The sequence below is a fragment of the Candidatus Phyllobacterium onerii genome, from assembly GCF_028331445.1.
GTDB lineage: Bacteria > Pseudomonadota > Alphaproteobacteria > Rhizobiales > Rhizobiaceae > Phyllobacterium > Phyllobacterium onerii.
Genome location: NZ_JAQMHX010000010.1, coordinates 56,196 through 72,273, shown reverse-complemented (window position 1 = coordinate 72,273; position 16,078 = coordinate 56,196). Strand labels below are relative to the sequence as shown.

At 59.9% G+C, this 16,078-nt stretch carries 15 protein-coding genes and 2 pseudogenes; 13 read left to right on the top strand and 4 right to left on the bottom strand.

Features of this window, described 5'->3' with window-relative positions; genetic code table 11:
• Position 1: 1 nt before the first annotated feature.
• From PHA01_RS21345 to PHA01_RS21320, 6 genes and pseudogenes are all read left to right on the top strand, one after another.
• The gene (locus PHA01_RS21345; RefSeq protein ID WP_271898364.1) at positions 2 to 979 is read left to right on the top strand and encodes an ABC transporter permease; all 978 of its coding nucleotides are present in this window, start codon (positions 2 to 4) and stop codon (positions 977 to 979) included.
• Positions 976 to 1,929, top strand: a complete 954-nt coding sequence (locus PHA01_RS21340) for a carbohydrate kinase family protein (RefSeq protein WP_271898362.1) — start codon at positions 976 to 978, stop codon at positions 1,927 to 1,929. Before PHA01_RS21345 ends, PHA01_RS21340 begins: the two co-directional genes overlap by 4 nt.
• Positions 1,922 to 2,887: an eIF2B alpha/beta/delta subunit family protein gene (locus tag PHA01_RS21335; protein ID WP_271898361.1), complete on the top strand. Its 966-nt coding sequence runs from the start codon at positions 1,922 to 1,924 to the stop codon at positions 2,885 to 2,887. Before PHA01_RS21340 ends, PHA01_RS21335 begins: the two co-directional genes overlap by 8 nt.
• On the top strand, positions 2,887 to 3,921 hold the full coding sequence (locus PHA01_RS21330) for an SIS domain-containing protein (protein WP_334312046.1): 1,035 nt from the start codon (positions 2,887 to 2,889) through the stop codon (positions 3,919 to 3,921). The genes PHA01_RS21335 and PHA01_RS21330 overlap by 1 nt, the downstream gene beginning before the upstream one ends.
• A 747-nt stretch (positions 3,922 to 4,668) precedes the next feature.
• A pseudogene (locus tag PHA01_RS21325) lies at positions 4,669 to 4,809 on the top strand (FCD domain-containing protein); the annotation flags it as partial.
• 54 nt (positions 4,810 to 4,863) lie between these two features.
• A pseudogene (locus PHA01_RS21320) lies at positions 4,864 to 5,457 on the top strand (DJ-1/PfpI family protein).
• Between the two features lie 71 nt (positions 5,458 to 5,528).
• Here PHA01_RS21320 and PHA01_RS21315 read toward each other — a convergent pair.
• Genes PHA01_RS21315 through PHA01_RS21300 form a run of 4 tightly spaced genes read right to left on the bottom strand, consistent with a single transcriptional unit; the run spans position 5,529 to position 9,242 of the window.
• Positions 5,529 to 6,716 carry a M24 family metallopeptidase gene (locus PHA01_RS21315; RefSeq protein ID WP_271898360.1) on the bottom strand — a complete coding sequence of 396 codons (1,188 nt, stop codon included), beginning with the start codon at positions 6,714 to 6,716 and terminating at the stop codon, positions 5,529 to 5,531.
• Between the two features lie 34 nt (positions 6,717 to 6,750).
• A complete protein-coding gene (locus tag PHA01_RS21310) occupies positions 6,751 to 7,164 on the bottom strand; it encodes a cupin domain-containing protein (RefSeq protein WP_271898359.1) in 414 nt (137 codons plus the stop codon).
• Between the two features lie 26 nt (positions 7,165 to 7,190).
• Positions 7,191 to 8,033 carry a phosphoenolpyruvate hydrolase family protein gene (locus PHA01_RS21305; RefSeq protein ID WP_271898358.1) on the bottom strand — a complete coding sequence of 281 codons (843 nt, stop codon included), beginning with the start codon at positions 8,031 to 8,033 and terminating at the stop codon, positions 7,191 to 7,193.
• A gap of 12 nt (positions 8,034 to 8,045) precedes the next feature.
• Positions 8,046 to 9,242 carry a Tm-1-like ATP-binding domain-containing protein gene (locus tag PHA01_RS21300; RefSeq protein WP_271898357.1) on the bottom strand — a complete coding sequence of 399 codons (1,197 nt, stop codon included), beginning with the start codon at positions 9,240 to 9,242 and terminating at the stop codon, positions 8,046 to 8,048.
• Positions 9,243 to 9,343: 101 nt separating this feature from the next.
• On the opposite strand from PHA01_RS21300, the gene PHA01_RS21295 reads away from it, so the two are divergent.
• The 7 genes from PHA01_RS21295 (at position 9,344) to PHA01_RS21265 (ending at position 16,065) form a co-directional block, all read left to right on the top strand.
• Positions 9,344 to 9,985: a TetR/AcrR family transcriptional regulator gene (locus PHA01_RS21295; protein WP_271898356.1), complete on the top strand. Its 642-nt coding sequence runs from the start codon at positions 9,344 to 9,346 to the stop codon at positions 9,983 to 9,985.
• A gap of 366 nt (positions 9,986 to 10,351) precedes the next feature.
• Entirely contained in the window at positions 10,352 to 11,662 is a 1,311-nt protein-coding gene (locus PHA01_RS21290; RefSeq protein WP_271898355.1) for an ABC transporter substrate-binding protein, read from the top strand.
• Between the two features lie 154 nt (positions 11,663 to 11,816).
• Positions 11,817 to 12,722, top strand: coding sequence for a carbohydrate ABC transporter permease (locus PHA01_RS21285; RefSeq protein WP_271898354.1), 906 nt, complete (start codon positions 11,817 to 11,819; stop codon positions 12,720 to 12,722).
• A 1-nt stretch (position 12,723) separates the two neighbouring features.
• Complete coding sequence (locus PHA01_RS21280; protein ID WP_271898353.1) at positions 12,724 to 13,683, top strand: carbohydrate ABC transporter permease; 960 nt, start codon at positions 12,724 to 12,726, stop codon at positions 13,681 to 13,683.
• Entirely contained in the window at positions 13,680 to 13,883 is a 204-nt protein-coding gene (locus tag PHA01_RS21275; protein ID WP_271898352.1) for a hypothetical protein, read from the top strand. Before PHA01_RS21280 ends, PHA01_RS21275 begins: the two co-directional genes overlap by 4 nt.
• Positions 13,880 to 14,989, top strand: a complete 1,110-nt coding sequence (locus PHA01_RS21270) for an ABC transporter ATP-binding protein (protein ID WP_271898351.1) — start codon at positions 13,880 to 13,882, stop codon at positions 14,987 to 14,989. The genes PHA01_RS21275 and PHA01_RS21270 overlap by 4 nt, the downstream gene beginning before the upstream one ends.
• Positions 14,989 to 16,065: an ABC transporter ATP-binding protein gene (locus tag PHA01_RS21265; RefSeq protein WP_271898350.1), complete on the top strand. Its 1,077-nt coding sequence runs from the start codon at positions 14,989 to 14,991 to the stop codon at positions 16,063 to 16,065. The genes PHA01_RS21270 and PHA01_RS21265 overlap by 1 nt, the downstream gene beginning before the upstream one ends.
• Positions 16,066 to 16,078: the final 13 nt, after the last annotated feature.

Here is a 16,078-nt window from a genome sequence, read left to right as displayed (position 1 = left end):
CATGTCCGTACTGTTGATGCGCCTGCAAAGCGACCCACTCAGAGCTCGGCTTCTCCTGCTGATTGGCTTATGGATTATTGCCATTCTTGCTGTGAGCCTGCTTTCACCTTATTTTCTGCAAGCGAGTACCATTCCCTATCTTTTGCAATACGTGCCGATCCTCGGCCTGCTCGGTCTTGGTCAAACGCTGGTGATTCTTGCCGGTGGTCCTGGTATTGATCTTTCCGTCGGTTCGATCGTCTCGCTGGTTGGGGTCAGTATTGGGGCGATTATGACGACTGGTCTTGGCGTATGGCCAGCTTGCGCTATCGGCATCCTTCTAGGCGGCGTGCTCGGCCTGATCAATGGCGTGCTTATCAACGTCCTGCGCATTCCCTCGCTAATGGCGACGCTCGCAACGATGTTCGCCTATGGCGGACTTGCGCTCGCAACCACCGAGGGACGTCCCATCGGTAATTTTCCGGAAACGTTTGGCTGGCTCGGACAGGGCGACACGCTGTCCATACCTAATTCATTTCTGTTCGTTCTGATACCGGTTGCGTTAGTCTTGCATATCATGCTGACGCGGACCACGATAGGCCGGCATATCGTTGCCTGCGGCAATGATGACCGCGCCGCCCACCTCTCAGGTTTGAATGTCGTTCGCCTCCGCATCGGACTTTACGTCCTTTCCGGCGTTTTGGCGGCGATCGGCAGCGTTATTTCACTTTCTTGGTTTCTTGCCGCAAGGCCCGATGCCGGAAAGGGCATGGAGCTGGCCGCGGTGACGATCGCAGTCCTCGGCGGAACCCATATCTTCGGCGGAACCGGCGGCATACCCGGTACGCTGGTGGCGATCCTCATCATCACCACGCTGCAGATCGGGCTGCAACTCGCCAATATTTCTGCGGCATGGCAGCTCGGTATAATCGGTGTACTCCTGATCGCGTCTGTCGCATCATTCGGTGGATGGCGCCAAATCTGGAGCGCTAAGCGTTGACAAATACCCCGGATATATTGTGCATCGGCGATCTCGACGTCGATTTATTCATCGCGCTTCCTGTCATTCCGGGCTTCGACCAGAAAGTAGCAGGCAAGCATCTTGGCCAGAAGCCGGGAGGCATGGCCGCAAATGCTGCCGTCGCAATGACCAGACTTGGGCGGCCGGTTCGCCTGCTTGCCGCAGTTGGCGACGATCACCCCGGCGAAGATGCTTTGAAGCAGCTTGCGGCTGAAGGCGTCGACACAGGTTTTATCGCTATAAGGCCCGGTAGCAAGACATTCATGTGTGTAATCCTGCTGTCTCCATCAGGAGAGAAGTCTCTGATCCGACTTGAAACCGATGCCTATCTGCCGCGGGCGAGCGATATTGTGCCTGCCGCACTCAGGGGCATCCGGCACGTGCACATGACCTATGGCAATGCGAACCTGACCCTTCATGCGCTGGAAATGGCAAATCAGCATAAACTCCGGACCTCACTCGATCTGGAGCCGCCGGACATTCGTCGTGCACCCGAACATCTCGCCGGGATGCTTGGCCTCGTCGATACCCTATTCCTGAACAGCGAGGCTTTTGATGTGGCGTCCGAAGTCCTGGGCAGCACGCTCAATACCGATTTGCTACGACCAAACGGAGAGATTATCGTAACCATGGGGGCTGCAGGATGTCGCAGAGTTTCGGGCAAAGACCTGATTGAGGTCTCGGGCTTCAAGGTCGATCCCGTTGATACAACAGGCGCGGGCGACTGCTTTGCCGGAGCCTACCTTGCAAGCCGTTGGGCCAATGACAACCCACGGGACGCTCTCACGTTTGCCAATGCAGCCGCCGCGCTTGCTACGCTGGATTTCGGTGCGCAGGCGGCGCTGCCTCATCGGCAAGCGGTTGAGACTTTCTTGCGCAACAACCTTCAATCCCTCTCCGACAGCAGAACGGAAACCATCAATGCCTGATCGACGTTTTGACCATGTAGAAGAGCTTGCCAAGGCCGGTTTTTCGGTGCCGGATGACACAACTTTGCACTATCTTTGGCAGATTGTCGACGAAGGCGTGCTTGGCGCCAGCAAACATGTGGGCTTGGGCAACGAACTACTGCTGCACATACTCGGTGCCTATTCCGATAAGCGCGAAGCACTCGAGCGGGCGCGGCGCGTGGCTAATTTCATAGCTCGCACGCGCGGTCTGGATACACCCGTCATCGGCAATAGTCTTGCGCTGCTGCTTGCCGGCCTGGATGACGAACCTGAACAGGCCTCTGCCTTGAGCCAAAGGATCGAAAACTGGAGTAAGGCTGCTACGGATAGAAAGAGCAAGCTAGTGACGATTGCGGCCAAACATCTTTCATCGCGGCGCGGCGTTATCGCGTTCGACTATTCGAGTACCGTTGCTGCAATCGTGGTTGCGCTTGCTCGGGCCAACTCCGAGTTAATCATCGTGGTGCCGGAGAGCCGCAGCATCTCGGGCGGCGCGCGATACCTTGAAGAGTTTTTGCCAGCTGGTCTTTCTGTGCGGTACATCCCCGACGCTGCGATCGAATATGGACTCTCACTGTGTGATGTTGCCCTTTTCGGCGTGGAGACCCTGCGTGCCGATGGCAGCTTCCTCAATACCATCGGCAGCCGTATGATCGCCCGGCTTGCCAAGGAGCAGGGCAAAGAGGTGTTTGGCTGCACCGACCTACTGAAGCTCGACATGCGCAGTTATGAGGGTCACCGTCCCGATCCGGCTCTGCGAAATTATGACAGTCCCCTGCATGAAGGGCTATCGATCAAGGGACTCGAACGGGCCCATACACAGGCCCCCGAGCTTGAAGTCATACCGGCAGAACTCACGACGGCGTTACTGACCGAGTATGGGCCAGTGCCCCCGCAGGCGATCTGGGCGCTGGGACAGACTTTATTCAACGCGTGATGACGGAGTCTATAAGCATGAACGAGATGATGGCACGCGAGATCGCTGCTCAGAGCGAAATCCTTTTGGCCTGCGTTGCTCCCCTGACCGAGCGCGCCGCCCGGATTGCTGCACCCATTGGCAGGGTTTTTGCCGGCGGCTGCGGCGATTCCGCTTTTGCCCCCGCAGCGCTCGGCACGGTTTTCTGCGAGCTTGGAATTAACGTCCAGCCACGGACCTCAATGGAATTGTCGGTCTTCACGAAATTTGTTTCAACGGACACCGTCATTTTGAGCTCCATTTCCGGTGGCACCAAAAGAACAGTCGAGGCCGCAAATGTTACGCGCAAGGCCGGTGCACGGGTCATTGCGCTGACTTGCAACGGGCAAAGCAACCTCGCCAATGCCGCGGATGAAACGATTGTGCTGCCCTTTTCTCCGCTGTCCCGAAAGACACCCCACACGCTCGATTATACAGTCACGCTGCTGGCACTCGTCCAGCTTGTATCCGCATGGGCGGGCCGTCCCGCCAACAACATGCTGACACTGATTGAGACTGTTCCAGCCTTGTTAAGAAACGCGTCCGAAACCGCGATGGCAGTGGGCGGAAAGATTGATCCCGATGGAAAACTTTTCTTTCTCGGCGCAGGTCCCGGCCTGGCCAACGCAAATTATGCAGCGGCGAAATTCCACGAAGCTGGTGGTATCCTCGCGATTGCCGCCGAAACAGAGAATTTTATTCACGGAATGAATTTTATGGTTGAGCCCGAAGATTCTATTTTACTGCTTGCGGGCGCGGAACCTGTTTTTCGCCGTAGTGAACAAATTGCTGCGGCTTTCGCTGGATTCGCAAATTGTCAGATAATCCCGACAAGAAATTCAGACATAACGCCGAGCGCGTTCGCGAATACACTTCTTGTGACTTTCGTTCTTCAGTATTTATGTTTGAATTTTGCAAATGGTTCGGGTCTTGACCTCGATCGTCCGCGGTCTGGGAGGGCAAACGGCGAGAGACACATCGCTATCCAATCGAAAATCATGGCAGAACTTTGCTAGTTTTTAAACAGAAACTCGCCTCAGTTGGCGACGATCGTGCGGCGCTCCGCGAAGAGTGGCCGGGTAAGCGGGTAATGAATTAAGTAGGCCATTGCAGAGAGTGATCTAGTCGTTTTGCATTGTTTCCAGCAATGGCCCAACAACCACGCCTTTGCTGGAATCGACATTTTCCGGCTCGATGACAACGGTAAGCTTATTGAGGACTGGGACGTCCTCCAGTTCATGCCGGAGAATTCAGCCATCTCGAACGGATGTTGTAAGCAGCTCCTCTGGATACTGCTTGGGCGAGCACTGAGCTACTTGGTCTATGTCCTCGATCTCGATCGCCCACCGTGCTCGCTGGCGGAGCGCTGCTTTCGATCAACGGCTGTTCTGGCTCCGGACCGACGGCTTACTTAGTCTCTCGCCGGACAACCGGACAGTCCGCTTCCGGCCCCATCAGTTTAGTTGCCGCAATGACGGTTAGATGTGCTATCCATGGCTCATGGAAAGCTCAGTTCAAAATGCCGCCTTTAGCAGAATCGAACCGTAGAGCCACTCATGCGGCATTCTGAAGGTGCAGTTCCCGTTGAGACGTTATACGACTTTCGAAGCACAAATTGAGAGCATCAGGGACCGTTTGGTTTTCCGCTCGGTCGAGGTACCGAGGCAACGCAAGCTACTCAGCGGAAGGAAGCCCTGCATCACCCTCGCCGATTCGGAGCAGTATGGAGGAGCAACAAAGAGACGGCACCACTTCTGGGTGACGTGACCGAGGAGGCACTCGGCGAACACCAGACGCTGCCCGATGCCTTCGCGACCCGCGACCCCGACGCCGCGGCGAACGCAATGCGCATCCATATCGAACTTTCGCGCGACCGGCTGCTGTCAGCATTCGACGAAATCTGAGAACCCGGCAGGCAAGGGAGTGCCTGTCCAACCTGCCAACGAGGAGGAGAACCCATGCCAGGCAAGAACATCCTTATGCTCACCGGCGATTTCACCGAGGAGTACGAAATCTTCGTCTACCAGCAGGCCATGGAGGCCGTCGGCCATACGGTGCACGTCGTCTGCCCCGACAAAAAGGCCGGCGACATCCTCAGGACGTCGCTGCACGATTTCGAGGGTGACCAGACTTACAGCGAAAAACTGGGGCACAACGTCACCATCAACAAGACATTTTCCGAAGCCGAGATACAGCTCGATCAATATCATGCCGTCTACTGCGCCGGCGGGCGCGGGCCGGAATATATCCGCACCGACAAGCGGGTGTAGGCGATGGTGCGCCATTTCCACGACGAGAAGAAGCCGATCTTTACCATCTGTCACGGGGTCCAGATCCTGATCGCGGTCGATGGCGTCGTTCGCGGCAAGAAGGTGGGTGCACTTGGGGCCTGCGAACCCGAAGTCACATTGGCGGGCGGCACTTACATCGACCTCACTCCGACCGAGGCCTATGTCGATGGCAGGATGGTTTCCGCAAAGGGCTGGACGGCGCTCGCCGCCTTCATCCGCGAATGCTTGAAGGTGCTGGGAACGGAAATCCGCCACACCTGAGCCGAGCCATGAGCGCAAGCGACCCGATCCCCGAAGGTCGCCGAGTCCTCGATATGCCGAAAGTCGATCGACTAAAGGCCGCCGCGATTCCAGCCGCGGCCGCGGTCGCCGAACATCTCATAGCCGGTATCGGTGATGGCGAGCGTATCCTCCAGCTTGATGAAGCCGCGCTTGGGGTGAAGCATCGTCGTCTCGACCGAGATCACCATGCCGGCTTCCAGCGGCCGGTGGGCATCGATGCCCTCATAGGCGACGGGGTGGTTCGTCATTAGAAACGGCGCTTCGTGGCTGATGAGGCCCATGCCGTGGCAGAAGAAGTCGGTGAAAGCCGCCGACGGCGAGGCCTTGAGCATGGCTTCCGCTGCCTCGATCATTTCACCGCCCGCAGGCCCTGCCCCCACCTTGGCGAAAGCCGCCTGCTGGATGGACGCAACCTCGGCCAGAAGGTCCTCAAGCTCCGCATCCGGCTCACCGAGCACAGCCATGCGGCAGAGGTCACCGATATAGCCGTGATAGTTACCGCCGGAATCGATCGAAAGCACCTCGCCCTCGGCCCAGGCCTGAGGCGAGGCTGCGCGGTTGTGGCTGGATCCCAGCGTAAGCAGGCAGTACTCGAAATGCAAGCCGCGGTTCGTTTCCTCGCGCCGCAGTTGCTCGATGATCTGCTTCTTCGTCGAGCCCGCGCGGACCGCCGAGATCGTAGCCAGCATCGCGCCGGTGATCAGTTCGGAGGCGCTCCTCAGCTTTGCCAGTTCATCCGGCGTCTTGACGGCCCTCAGCCGCTCCAAAGCATGCGTGGCATCGGCGAACCGCGCGCCCTCCAGCCGCGAGGCAAGAAGATCGCGGGCGTCGGAAGGCAGGAAGGCCGGCTCGATGCCGATGCACCCGCCGGCCTTGCCGATCCTCTTCAGGTGCTCGACGGCGAGCCCGGCGGCATCCAGTGTGCCCCAGGTTGCCGTATGCACGGCGGGCGTCCAGAACGGATTGTTCTGGTGCTCTGCGCCCTCCATGCGGTTGCCCACATAGGCCGAGTGGTCCGGCGCGCCCTTCTGGTAGATCACCATTGGCAGGTATCGGCTATGGCTGATCGCATCCATGACGGTGAAGAAGATGAACTTGTAGCCGCCCATCAGATATTGCGTGTTGTGCTTGGAGGTGGCGACGATGACATCAATGCCTGCCCCCTCCATGAGCCCGTCGAGCTTGGCCGTATCGAACGGCGGCACGGTGGACCTTGTTTCCCCTGGATTGATGTTCAACGGTTTTCCTCCCAGAAAATGTGTGGCCCCGGCTTCAGGAGCCCGGCGGCAGCAGGCGGAAGTCCGGCAACTCGCGAAGCGCAAGCTCCGGCCCCGCCGGCGAATAGACGACGAAGAGCTGCATCGGATCATGGCCAGTATTCTTCGTCGAATGAAAGCGGCTTTCCGGAACATAAATGGTGCAGCCGGGGCCCACTTTCGTGGTGATCGGGTTGCCGTTCTCGTCCTCAACCATCTGTTCGCCCTCGCCGGAGATGACGAAGATGATTTCCTCCGCACCCGGGTGATTGTGGCGGGCATGGCCCTCGCCACTCGGCAGGTCGACGACACCACCAGAAAAACGCCCGGCGCCGTTGACCTCCGGCGCCACCGTCAGCGATAGTTTGCCCCAGTCGAAACCGAAGGCGCTCACATCCTGCGGATAGTTGAAGTAGTTGGTCTTTGCCATGAGATGGTCTCCTCCCGTGCCTCTCGTCAGCCGGCCGGGCCGATGGCGAGCGCCTTGAAATCTTCCGTCTGCTTGCGGATCGCCGCCTCGGCCGGCAGGCGCTCCATCGAGCTTGCGCCGTAAAAGCCGTGACAGCCAGGGCAACGCTCCAGGATGTAGCGCGCGTCCTCCGGCATGGATATCGGGCCGCCGTGGCAAAGGACGATGACGTCGTCGCGCAAAGAGCGCGCCGCCTTGGCGATTGCCGTGATCTCATCGACGCAGTCATCAAGCGATTTGCCGGAGGTTGCGCCTATCGTGCCGCCGGTCGTCACCCCCATATGCGCCACGACGATGTCGGCGCCGGCACCCGTCATGGCGGCCGCCTCGCTGTCATTGAAGACATAGGGCGTCGTCAGCAGATCCAGCCCGTGGGCCATGGCGATCATCTCGACCTCCAGAGCGTAGCCCATGCCGGTCTCCTCGAAACTCTGCCGTATCCGGCCGTCGAACAGGCCGATTGTGGGAAAGTTCTGGACGCCGGAAAAGCCCATTGCCTTCAGTTCTGCGAGGAAATGCGGCATCAGCACGAAGGGATCCGTGCCGTTGACGCCGGCAAGCACCGGCGTCTTTTTCACAACGGGCAGTACTTCGAGCGCCATATCCTTGACGATCTCGTTGGCATTGCCATAGGCAAGCAGGCCGGCCGCCGAACCGCGCCCCGCCATGCGGTAGCGCCCCGAATTGTAGATAATGATGAGGTCGATGCCGCCAGCCTCCTCCGCCTTGGCGGAGATGCCCGTGCCGGCGCCGCCGCCGACAATTGGCACGCCGGCTGCGATCATGCCGTGGAATTTTTCGAGAATGGCTTTGCGAGGTATGGCTGGCATCGATTCTGTCTTTCAGGGCTTGGCGATGTCGCGGTAGGCTGCAACGGCGGCCTCTGCGAATTGCGGCTCGTTGATATGGAGCGGCAGGCGGACGATACGTCGAGCCGCCGTCGGCTTCACCGTCGCCTCGAGCGCGGCAAAGAGCGCGACATCGGCTTGCGGATCGAAGAATGCACCGCCTTCGACGTCGAGGGCCGAGACACCTTTCTCGGGAATGAGGAAGCGTACAGGGCCGTGGCAAAGATTGAGCTTCTCGCCAAGCCAGCGCCCAATCTGCGCACATTCGGCCGACGTCGTGCGCATCAGCGTGATGTTCGGGTTGTGGCGGTAGAATAGCCGGCCAGCATAGCGCTCCGGGATCGTCTCCGGCGCCCAGAAGTTCACCATGTCGAGCGCGCCGACGGAGCCGACATAGGGCAAGCCCGAGCGGGCAATCGCGCCGAGACGGTCCGGGGTGGCAGGCAGGACGCCGCCGAAAAGCAGGTCGCAGACCTCGGTCGTCGTGATGTCGAGCACGCCCGAGACAAGCCCGCTGTCGGCAAGCTTCTCCATTGTACGCCCGCCCGTGCCGGTGGCGTGGAAAACCAGGCAGTCGTAGTCCGCCCTGAGGCGCTCGACCATGGCGGTTACGGCAGGCGTCGTTACCCCGAACATGGTAAGCCCGAGGGCCGGTTTTGATGCCGTCAGCTCAGCAGGCCGGCTGGTCATGGCCGTGATCGCCTGGGCCGCGTTGTGCAGGATGACCCGGCTGAGCCGGTTCAGACCCGCCATGTCAGTCACGGACGGCATCATCACGATGTCGGAAACGTCCACATAGGGAGCGACGTCGCCGGACGCGAGCGTCGAGACCATGATCTTTGGCAGGCCGAGCCGCAATTGCCGCATGCCCGCGGTGATGATCGAAGTGCCCCCGCCGCCACCGATCCCGATGATGCCGGCAATATCCTCGCGCTCAACGAGGAAGCTAGAGAACGCAATGCCCATCGCCTCGACCGCTTCGCCGCGGTCGTCGCAGGCAAGTACCGCTCCGACGCCCTCCGGATGGCAGGCCGCAACCGTCTCGGCATTTATATCGACCTCGGTCGCAGGCTCGCGTGTGCCGACATCGACGCGCGCAACGCTCCCGCCCGCCGTCTCGATGCAAGCGGCCAGATAGGCAAGCTCCTCGCCCTTTGTATCGGCCGTGCCGACGACGTAAATCCGCTTCATTTCTCCTCCGCGACCGGGTGAATTCCCTCGCAGCGATATCTCAAGGTTTGGGCCAGGCCATCGACCCTTGCAAATTAATGAGACGAGCGTATCATAAAGATATGTCTGTCTCACGTCAACAGAACGAAACCGCCAGTCGCGCCGAGCGGGGCCCGCGTGCCCGCACGCGCAAACTGATGCTCGATACCGCAACACGGCTCATGCAATCCGGCATTACTCCCTCGGTAAGTGAAGTTGCCGAGGCTGCCGAAGTTTCGCGCGCAACGGCCTACCGTTACTTTCCAAGCCAGGCCGCGCTCGTGCATGCCGTGGTGGGAGAGGCCCTGGGGCCTATACTCGACTGGTCGTCCGACAGCCCCGATGCACGCACCCGTGTTGCCGATCTGCTGGCGACCGCGATGCCGCGCATCGACGAGTTCGAGGCGACCTTCAAGGCGGCGCTGAAGCTTTCGCTGGACCAGTGGGTGCTGCGCCAGGCCGGCACGCTCGGCAATGAGCCGCTGTTCACACGCGGCCACCGCGTCGATCTGCTGAAGTGCGCGACTGCGCCTCTGCAGGGGACGGTGACGCCCGAATCCCGCGAACGCCTCGCACAGGCGCTCTCGCTTGTCTTCGGCGTCGAGGTGCTGATCGTGTTGAAAGATATCTGGGGACTGACCTCAGCCCGCGCGCAGTCTGTTGCTGAATGGGCGGCGACGGCGCTCGTTGACGCCGCGATACGGCAGGCGGAGAGCGAGGCATGAGATCGGCGACCGCTCATGTTGAAGCGATATCTGGTTTTACCAGTTTAACCGATATCCTTTTTGCCTCATCGACCGGACCGGGGATGGTGGATCAGACTTATCCGGCAAGAACGCGTCGAGGAACGCTCTATATTGGGCGATATAGAAAAGATTGAGCCGGGTTTTGGCGCAAGTCCGGCCGAAGTTACTCTTGACGATGGGGAAATTTGGTACTACCAGATCAGGGAAAATAATTCAGGCTTGAGATCTGAAACGGAGCTAACGGTCGGGGCGAACCCCCACACGAACACCACCCAGGAGGATCGGAAAGCCGGATCGGAAGGCCCGCGATGCAGCGGGAAACGTGCATAAATGGGAGGAAACGTTATGCGCAAAACTATGACCGGTCTCTTGGCCGGGATCGGCTTGATGTGGGCCTGCGGAACGTCCGCACAGGCCCAGGAACTGACGATCTTCTGGGCCGAGTGGGACCCGGCAAATTACCTTCAGGAGCTCGCGAATGAATATGAGGCTCAAACCGGCGTGAAGGTCACTGTCGAGACCACGCCGTGGGCCGACTTCCAGACCAAGGCTTTCACTGAGTTCAATGCCAAAGGTTCGGCCTATGACATGGTCGTGGGCGACAGCCAGTGGATCGGTGCAGCCTCGGAAGCCGGACATTACGTCGATCTCACCGACTTCTTCAACAAGCACAAACTGAACGAGGTCATGGCGCCGGCAACGGTGAAATACTACTCGGAGTATCCGTCGAACTCGAAAAAGTACTGGTCGATCCCGGCCGAAGGTGACGCCGTCGGCTGGTCCTACCGCAAGGACTGGTTCGAAGACCCCAAGGAGATGGCAGCGTTCAAGGCCAAATACGGTTACGACCTCGCCCCGCCGAAGACATGGGCCGAGATGCGTGACATCGCCGAGTTTTTCCACCGCCCGGGCGAGAAGCGCTACGGCATAGCGATATACACCGACAACTCTTATGACGGCCTCGTCATGGGCGTTGAGAACGCGATGTTCTCCTATGGCGGCGAACTCGGCGACTATCAGAGTTACAAGGTCGACGGCATCATCAATTCCGAGAAGAACGTCAAGGCGCTCGAGATGTATCGCGAGCTTTATGGCTTCACGCCTCCGGGTTGGGCCAAGACTTTTTTCGTCGAGAACAACCAGGCCATCACCGAGAACCTGGCAGCGATGAGCATGAACTACTTCGCCTTCTTCCCGGCACTGGTAAACGAGGCGTCTAACCCAAACGCCAAGGTTACCGGCTTCTTTGCCAATCCGGCAGGTCCCGGCGGCGAGCAGTTCGCAGCGCTTGGCGGCCAGGGCATATCGGTCATCTCCTACTCGGACAACCAGGAAGAGGCGATGAAATTCCTCGAATGGTTTATCAAGGACGAGACCCAGAAGCGCTGGGCCGAACTCGGGGGCTACACGGCAAGCGCCAAGGTGCTTGAATCGCCGGAATTCCAGAATGCGACGCCCTATAACAAGGCCTTCTACGAAACCATGTTTAAGGTGAAGGACTTCTGGGCGACCCCGGAATATGCCGAACTGCTGATCCAAATGAATCAGCGCATCTATCCCTTCGTCACTGCCGGCCAAGGCACGGCGAAGGAAGCGCTCGACTCGCTGGCCGCGGACTGGAAAGCCACCTTCGATAAATACGGACGCAACAAGTAGCGCCCCGCGGAGGGGGCCCCTGCCCCCTTCCTTTTCATCCTGCACCTCTGCGCCGAAGTGCGCGGTTCGAGCGGGCGTGGCGCGCCGACATTAACTTCGCGCATGGTGATGCTCTTGCGGCATCCGGCGCCGAACTTTCGGAGGAGGAGAAGTATTGGCCACCGCAGTCATGACATCGCTGGATACGAAATCGCGGTCCGCACCCCGCGGCATGAGCGACATCCGGATCCGCAATCTGTTCATCATTCCGACGATCCTGTTCCTGATCGTCTTCAACATCTTTCCGCTGATCTATTCGCTCGGCTATTCCTTTACCGACTTCCGTGCCTCGTCGAACGCGCCGGCCAGTTTCGTCGGCCTGCAGAACTATCGCGCGCTGCTGAACGACCCCTTCATCTGGTTGAACTTCGCCATAACCGCGAAATATGTGATCATCTCTGTGACGGGGCAGGTGATCGTTGGCTTCGGCACCGCGATGCTGCTCAACCGCGACATTCCGCTGAAGGGTCTGCTTACGACCCTGCTGCTGCTGCCGATGATGCTCTCGATGGCCGTGGTCGGCCTCTTCTGGAAGCTGCTCTACGATCCGTCCTTCGGCATCATCAACTACACATTCGGTCTCGGCTCCTTCGAGTGGCTGTCGAATCCGGACATGGCGCTCTATGCGGTCGCAATCACTGACATCTGGATGTGGTCGCCCTTCGTGATGCTGCTATCGCTTGCCGGCCTCTCGGCCGTGCCAAAGCATCTCTACGAGGCAGCGGCGATCGACCGGGCGGGGCCGTTCTACACCTTCTTCCGCATTACGCTGCCGCTGGTGGCGCCGATCCTGATGATCGCGGTCATCTTCCGTACCATGGAAGCCTTCAAGACCTTCGACCTCGCCTACATCCTGACCAGCCAACCGACGACCGAGGTGATCTCGATCCGGCTCTACAAGATGGCCTTCCAGGAATGGCAGACGGGTCGCTCCTGCGCACTCGCCTACATCGTGCTCATCATGGTGCTCGCCATCACCAACATCTACGTCAAATACCTCAACAAGGTGAAGGAGCGCTGAGATGGCTGCCGTCCAAACCCGCTCTGAACGCGCGCTAAACCGGATAGCGATCGCCGCCGTGCTGGTCATCACGCTGATCTTCTTGGCGCCAGTCTACTGGATCACCGCGACAGCTTTCAAGCCGCGCAACCTCGCCACCACCATTCCGCCGACCGTGCTCTTCGAACCGGAAATTTCGCCCTTCGTGAAGCTCTTCACCAAGCGCTCGCAACTGCGCGAAGCGCCGACCCCGGAAGAATATGCCGCCGCCCCCTGGTGGGAGCGCATGGTTTTCGACGGCGGCGAGAAGATCGTCCGCTCCGGCCGGGGCGAGGTGCAGCCGTCCGGCTATCCAAATCGCTTCATGAACTCGCTGATCGTCGCCATCACGTCGACGGTGCTGGCCGTTGGCATGGGAACCTTCACGGCTTACGGCTTCTCGCGTTTCAGGGTGAAGGGAGAGGCGGACCTTCTCTTCTTCATCCTGTCGACACGCATGCTGCCGCCCGTCGTCGTGGCGATCCCGATGTTCCTCATGTATCGCGTCGTCGGCCTCAACGACACACATTGGGGTCTCATCATCCTCTATACCGCCTTCAATCTGTCCTTTTCAGTTTGGCTGATGAAGGGCTTCATCGACGAAATCCCCAAGGAATATGAAGAGGCGGCACTCGTCGATGGCTACACTCGCATGCAGGCCTTCTTCAAGATCGTCATCCCGGAAGCCGCCACCGGCATCGCCGCCACCGCCGTCTTCTGCTTCATCACGGCCTGGAACGAATTTGCATTTGCGCTGATCATGACCAACCGGCGCGCGCAGACCGCGCCGCCCTTCATCCCGAGCCAGGTCGGCTCCGGCCTGCCGGACTGGACGGTGATAGCCGCCGGCACGTTCCTGTTCCTTTTGCCGGTCGCCATCTTCACCTTCCTGCTCAGGAACCACCTCCTGCGTGGCATGAGCTTCGGAGCGATCCGCAAATGAGCTTCCGCGCCCTCAATCAGAAATATCTCGAACCCGGTTCGCAGTACCTGATGATCTTCGGCATCATCGCGCTCTGCCAACCCTGGAACCTGTTTCTCCACCGCTACGGCATGACGATGACGCTCGTCGGACTGATCGCCTTCATGGTGACGACCAAGATCCCGCGGGACGATCAACCAGACGAAGGCAGCCATTCATGACGCAGATCGAACTTCGCGGCATCCAGAAATATTTCGGTGCCGTCCAGGTCATCAAGGACCTTAATCTCGCCATCGCCGACAACGAATTCATCGTGCTGCTTGGTCAATCCGGCTGCGGCAAGACGACGACATTGCGTGCCGTCGCAGGCCTCGAGACCATCGATGAAGGCGACATCCTGATCGACGGTCAGCCGGTGCAGCATATCAAGGCATCCGACCGGGACATAGCCATGGTGTTCCAATCTTTCTCGCTCTATCCGCATATGACAGTCTACGAGAATATCGCCTTTCCGCTCCGCGCCACCCGGATGGGCCGGAACGATGTCGATACGTCGGTGCGCGAGATCGCCGGCGTGCTGCGCATCACCGGTCTGCTGGCACGCAAGCCTTCGGCTCTATCGGGCGGCGATATGCAGCGTGTTGCGATCGGCCGTGCGCTCGTGCGACGGCCAAAGGCCATGCTGATGGACGAGCCAATAGGTGCGCTGGACGCGAAGTTACGCGAAGAGATGCGGGCGGAAATCAAGCGTTTGCATATCAAGCAGGGCTCGACCACCATCTACGTGACCCACGACCAGGTGGAGGCCATGTCGCTCGCAGACCGCATCGTCATCATGCATGAGGGCATTCTCCAGCAGGTCGGCTCGCCGGACGAGGTCTACTCGCACCCCGCCAACATGTTCGTCGCCCAGTTCGTCGGAAGCCCGGTGATGAACATGGCCCCGGCGATCGTCAGCGAAACGGGCGGCCATGCCAGCGTGCAGGTCGGCGGTCAGCCAAAGGGCTTCGAGTTTCCGGCCGCCCTTGCCAATCGCCTTGCGGACGCGAGGGCCGAGAACGGCAAGCTGACGCTCGGCGTCCGGCCCGAGGGCGTTTTGATCTCGCGCGCGGCCCGCGAAGGTTTCATGCCGGTCAAGGCGCACATCATCGAGCCGCTCGGCTCGCACGACATTGTCGACCTGAAGGTCGGCGACCACATGATCAGGGCACGCACCAAGAGCGGTTTCGTGCCCGGTGCGGGGGAAGCTGTATGGGCGCGCATCGACCCCGCCCAGGCGCATTTTTTTAACTCGGCTACCGGCTCGTCGCTCGGGATCAGACTCTGATGGCACACATCGAACTCAAGGGTATCACCAAGACCTTCGGCAACCACACGGCGCTGAAAAACCTGAACATCGACATCGCCGACGGCGAGTTCTTCGTGCTGCTCGGCCAGACCGGCGCCGGCAAGACGACGACGCTGCGCCTGATAGCCGGTCTCGAAAAGCCGACGGCAGGGCAGATATTCATCGACGGGCAGGACGTTGCGGACTGGGGTGCCGCCGAGCGCGATGTAGCCCTGGTGCTCCAGCAATATTCGCTCTATCCGCGCTATACGGTGCGGGAGAACCTGGAATTTCCATTGAAATCCCGCATCCGCCGCGTCGAACAAGCGGAGATCAAGGAACGCGTCGACCGGGTTGCGAAAACCCTGCGCATCGAGCACCTGCTCGAGCGCAAGACTGACCGGCTGTCGGGCGGCGAGATGCAGCGCGTTTCGATCGGCCGGGCCATCGTGCGCAAGCCGCGCGTCTTTCTGATGGACGAACCGCTTTCGGCGCTCGACGCCAAGCTGCGCGAGGCGCTGCGGACCGAGCTGAAAAACCTGCAGATGAACCTCGGCGCGACTTTCCTGTTTGTCACACACGACCAGATCGAGGCCATGTCGATGGGCGACAAGATCGGCGTGCTTAACAACGGCCAACTCGTGCAGATGGGTACGCCGCAGGAAATCTATAGAAACCCGGTCAACACCTTCGTCGCGCGCGCGGTCGGGTCACCGCCGATGAACCTGATCGCCGGCACGCTTGCCGGCGGCGAGGCAGTGGCCAGCGAGGGCTACCGGCTGCCGTTCGGCGACGGTCACGGCATCGCCATGGACGGTCGCCCACTCACCTTCGGCATCCGCCCCGAGGACCTCTTCCTCGACAGCGGCGCGCCGGGGGAAGCACGGGTGCACGACGTTGAGAACCATGGCGTCGAAAAGATCGTGACGCTGCTCACCGGTGAGAAGTTCATCCACGCGACCGTGCCGGCGCAGACGGTGCTGCAGATCGAGGATACGGTTCGTTTTTCGTGGAATCCGGAGAAGGTCGTGCTGTTCGACAGCGGAAGCGGCGTCAGCCTGCGGCACGCGGGCTGAGCTCATAGTCCAA

Excerpts from the sequence above, each read along its gene's own strand:
- PHA01_RS21300 (WP_271898357.1), bottom strand. The coding sequence starts at position 9,242 with ATGAAGCGGATTTACGTCGTCGGCACGGCCGATACAAAGGGCGAGGAG.
- PHA01_RS21280 (WP_271898353.1), top strand. The coding sequence starts at position 12,724 with ATGGCTGCCGTCCAAACCCGCTCTGAACGCGCGCTAAACCGGATAGCG.
- PHA01_RS21310 (WP_271898359.1), bottom strand. The coding sequence starts at position 7,164 with ATGGCAAAGACCAACTACTTCAACTATCCGCAGGATGTGAGCGCCTTC.
- PHA01_RS21265 (WP_271898350.1), top strand. The coding sequence starts at position 14,989 with ATGGCACACATCGAACTCAAGGGTATCACCAAGACCTTCGGCAACCAC.
- PHA01_RS21305 (WP_271898358.1), bottom strand. The coding sequence starts at position 8,033 with ATGCCAGCCATACCTCGCAAAGCCATTCTCGAAAAATTCCACGGCATG.
- PHA01_RS21335 (WP_271898361.1), top strand. The coding sequence starts at position 1,922 with ATGCCTGATCGACGTTTTGACCATGTAGAAGAGCTTGCCAAGGCCGGT.
- PHA01_RS21330 (WP_334312046.1), top strand. The coding sequence starts at position 2,887 with ATGACGGAGTCTATAAGCATGAACGAGATGATGGCACGCGAGATCGCT.
- PHA01_RS21290 (WP_271898355.1), top strand. The coding sequence starts at position 10,352 with ATGCGCAAAACTATGACCGGTCTCTTGGCCGGGATCGGCTTGATGTGG.
- PHA01_RS21295 (WP_271898356.1), top strand. The coding sequence starts at position 9,344 with ATGTCTGTCTCACGTCAACAGAACGAAACCGCCAGTCGCGCCGAGCGG.
- PHA01_RS21270 (WP_271898351.1), top strand. The coding sequence starts at position 13,880 with ATGACGCAGATCGAACTTCGCGGCATCCAGAAATATTTCGGTGCCGTC.
- PHA01_RS21275 (WP_271898352.1), top strand. The coding sequence starts at position 13,680 with ATGAGCTTCCGCGCCCTCAATCAGAAATATCTCGAACCCGGTTCGCAG.
- PHA01_RS21345 (WP_271898364.1), top strand. The coding sequence starts at position 2 with ATGTCCGTACTGTTGATGCGCCTGCAAAGCGACCCACTCAGAGCTCGG.